Genomic DNA, 3,325 nt, shown 5'->3' on the forward strand with positions numbered 1-3,325 from the left:
TAATAAAATTTCATTGGAATTTATAAGAATTGGCTTATCCATAATTTTTCCTCCCTAACGCCTCTTGGCGATTGTTTGTGCGTGGTTTGTATAATTACTTATACGTAAATGTATAAATAGAAGCAAGCAAAAAATCGCATATATTTCATTTTTTTTTCATTTTCACTTAAATGTCATCTTCACAAGCAATAGAATCAAAAACTTTATTGGGATTATTTCATAAGTAGACGATAGGATTTGCGCGGTAATATTGCAACTATTTCTCCAACCCATTTTATCTTAGCATTTTTAATAGGTAGCGCATTCCATGATTTGAGTACAATGCCCTCTGAAGAGCGAGTAATTTGTTTGATGAAACGCCTATTATCTTCTGTTAGAACGACAACTTCATCACCGTAATAATCGCTCATTGGCTTTGTTTGCAGATGTTTAACTACGATTAAATCACCATCTTTATACACGGGATACATGGAATCTCCACGAACCATGAATCCTATTGTTTCAAAAGGCAAATCAAATGGTATTTCGATTGTTTCAAGCCCATCTTCTGGGATTTGCTCAACATCGGTATCAATCTCTAATCCTGCTCCTACATACCCCATAACAGGAACAAGTGTAGTAATTTGATTATAACCTTTTAAGCTTTTATAAAGTTCTAAAATTGCGTCTCTGTGTGAACCTCTGGGATCTGATTCACTTCCTAACCATCTTGATACGGTCGCTTGGGTTACATTTAGTCTATCGGCAAGATCTTTTTGATTAAGACCAAACTCAGATTGCAATACTTGCAATGTCGCAATGATATTTTTCGTCATAATTAGTTACTTATGATTTTAAAATTAAAAAAATCTATTGTTTTTTTTAATTAACTCTATACAATTGCGTATATGGTTAAAATTAAGGAGCTTAACTCAAATGGACACAGAGGAAAAATTAAAGATTAAATCTATCCGAAAGTGTTTATCGCTAACACAAAAGGAATTAGCAGATATTTTAGGTGTTAAGCAAGCTTCTGTTTGTCGTTGGGAACAAGGCAAAGGACTATCTTTAAATAGTTATTTAAAGCTGCAAAAGTTGAAGGATAGTTCTAGCTCTATGCCTGCTTTTACTACTTCTACAGATAATAACGAACATCAACAGCAGCATTCACACTCTTAAAGAAGAAAGATCATGAGAAACGGAATATTGAAGAAACTCTACACCCAGTTTTGTAGATTAATAGGTTGCAATACGAAAATCAAGAATGGAGGCAGATTGGTGGAAGAATGGAGAAAAGTACCATATCGTGACTGTAGCGTAGAAGATCTTGTGAAACGACACGAAACTCACACAACAATTCTTAAAAAACGAGAAGAATGCCATAAGTCAAAATTTGATAGTTGGATGAGATGGCATGAAGCCACTCTTGCAGAGCGAGATAAGTCAATTGAACAACAGCAAGTAGTACTTGAAAACCTATCCACTTTAATTAAGCAAAAAAATAAAACGCTGCATAAACAAAGATTAAAATTGGATTTACAGATGAGAGTTATTGATGAATTAAATAATAAAATCAATTATTTAATCAACAAAAAAGAAGAACCCAGATTGACGGATTTTGTTTTTGCAGGAGAAGTTTTTTAATTCTGGTGTCATTAATCCCAAAAATGAGGGTCGTTAATTAAAAGCGGATCTTTGGGATTAACTTCATAATAAGTCTCTTTTAAACGTGGATATGAAGCCCAAAAATGAACGGTGAATGTTTCCTCTGGATTAACAATTGAAGTGTGTTCAAGTGTAAAATTTGCAATGTTGCGAGAATTAGGCTTACGGCAGGTAATCATGAAATCTAAAAAAGTACAGCGTTTAGCGGATATAATAAAAAAATTTAAAGCATACTCTGATGAAGCATTTGATTTTATATTTTCGGGACATAACGCAATGAGTTTGGGCGTTGTCCTTTTAATAACGAGGTGCCCCTCCGAAGACTCAAATTTCCATTGAGTAAAAGGACAAGCGTTTTTAACAAACTTAAAGGGACTGTTTTTCGATATGCGTATATTCTTTATCATCATATCTTGTGTCGTAAGATTTTTAATGCACAGCTTTACCTTAACATGGGGAGTACCTTTATATTCTTGTGGGAGGAATATTGCCTTCAATTTTAAATATGGTCCCAAATCCCGTGCTTTTTTATCTTCTAATAGAATAGCTGTCTGGATTTCTGATGCTATAGTTTGTCGTTGGAAGATTTTAAGTTGTTTTTTTAAGCTTCGTTGTTGCACAAAAAGTGTCACCATTCCAGTAACTATCGTAGCAATGATAGGAGCAATCGTAAGATTATCACTTATCCAGTGCAGCAAAAATACAGCACTATCATTTATCCGGTGCAATAAAAATACAACCTTATCAACTACCCATTCTTGCATCATAACTCCCCCCACTTTTTTAGAATCGTTGGGAGGATACTTTTTCATAAACATTTTTTCAAGACAAGCAATCACAACACGCTCTGTCATAGCAAACATATAAATACGTAGAGCCTTAAGGGGGGATTATGATCACTAACGCACAAACCATTTTATGTCTTGATCTAGGGACCAAGACAGGCTGGGCGATATGCGGTGCGGATGGTCACATAACAAGCGATACAGAAGATTTTCAATCACGCCGTTTTGAAGGCGGTGGTATGCGTTATTTACGCTTTAAACGGTGGCTTACTGAACTAAAGAGGTCTGTTGATGAAATTGACGCAGTGTATTTTGAAGAGGTGCGTCGGCATGTGGGTACAGACGCTTCTCATATTTATGGGGGCTTTCTAGCAACCTTAACAGCGTGGTGTGAACATCATCAGATACCATATGAAGGCATTCCTGTTGGCACAATTAAGAAGGCAACAACAGGAAAAGGCAACGCCTCAAAAGAAGAAATGATTAAGGCGGTATGTGCAAAAGGACATGTGCCTAAAGACGACAACGAAGCAGATGCTTTAGCAATTTTATATTTAATGAAAGAAGGGGGCGCGCATGTCTAATGCAATGCCATGGATAAGATTCCATTTGTATGACTGGATAAGTGGTACAGACGGAATGACGTTAGAGCAAAGGGGCGCTTATATGACGCTTCTCGTTCGCATGTATGATAAAAAAGCACCAATTAAAGAAGATTTTGAAACGCTTGCACGTGCTTGCAATTGTTCGCAGAAAAAATTTGCAGATATTGTCGAATATCTCATGAGGAATGATAAACTTATTGAGACAGATAATGGATTGTGGAATACGCGCGTTGAAGAAGAGCTAAACGATTTTGCTGATAAAAAAGAGCACATATCGCAAGTTCGTAGTGA

The 3,325-nt window shown here is 35.9% G+C and carries 6 protein-coding genes; 4 read left to right on the forward strand and 2 right to left on the reverse strand.

Annotated elements, in window-relative coordinates:
• Positions 1–212 precede the first annotated feature (212 nt).
• Complete coding sequence (locus ACFIJ7_RS09135) at positions 213–815, reverse strand: S24 family peptidase (protein WP_375645143.1); 603 nt, start codon at positions 813–815, stop codon at positions 213–215.
• A gap of 100 nt (positions 816–915) precedes the next feature.
• Between ACFIJ7_RS09135 and ACFIJ7_RS09140 the strand changes: the two genes are divergently transcribed.
• Both ACFIJ7_RS09140 and ACFIJ7_RS09145 read left to right on the forward strand, forming a co-directional pair.
• On the forward strand, positions 916–1,158 hold the full coding sequence (locus ACFIJ7_RS09140) for a helix-turn-helix transcriptional regulator (protein WP_375645144.1): 243 nt from the start codon (positions 916–918) through the stop codon (positions 1,156–1,158).
• A 99-nt stretch (positions 1,159–1,257) separates the two neighbouring features.
• Positions 1,258–1,623, forward strand: a complete 366-nt coding sequence (locus tag ACFIJ7_RS09145; RefSeq protein WP_375645145.1) for a hypothetical protein — start codon at positions 1,258–1,260, stop codon at positions 1,621–1,623.
• An 11-nt stretch (positions 1,624–1,634) separates the two neighbouring features.
• On the opposite strand, the gene ACFIJ7_RS09150 is transcribed toward ACFIJ7_RS09145, so the two are convergent.
• A complete protein-coding gene (locus ACFIJ7_RS09150) occupies positions 1,635–2,507 on the reverse strand; it encodes a hypothetical protein (RefSeq protein ID WP_375645146.1) in 873 nt (290 codons plus the stop codon).
• 29 nt (positions 2,508–2,536) lie between these two features.
• On the opposite strand from ACFIJ7_RS09150, the gene ACFIJ7_RS09155 reads away from it, so the two are divergent.
• Positions 2,537–3,013 carry a crossover junction endodeoxyribonuclease RuvC gene (locus ACFIJ7_RS09155; RefSeq protein ID WP_375645147.1) on the forward strand — a complete coding sequence of 159 codons (477 nt, stop codon included), beginning with the start codon at positions 2,537–2,539 and terminating at the stop codon, positions 3,011–3,013.
• Positions 3,006–3,325, forward strand: a 320-nt coding sequence (locus ACFIJ7_RS09160) for a DUF1376 domain-containing protein (RefSeq protein WP_375645148.1), incomplete at its 3' end; no start/stop codon positions are given. The genes ACFIJ7_RS09155 and ACFIJ7_RS09160, both read left to right, overlap by 8 nt.

The organism is Bartonella sp. MR100HLJHH (assembly GCF_042194215.1).
GTDB lineage: Bacteria > Pseudomonadota > Alphaproteobacteria > Rhizobiales > Rhizobiaceae > Bartonella > Bartonella grahamii.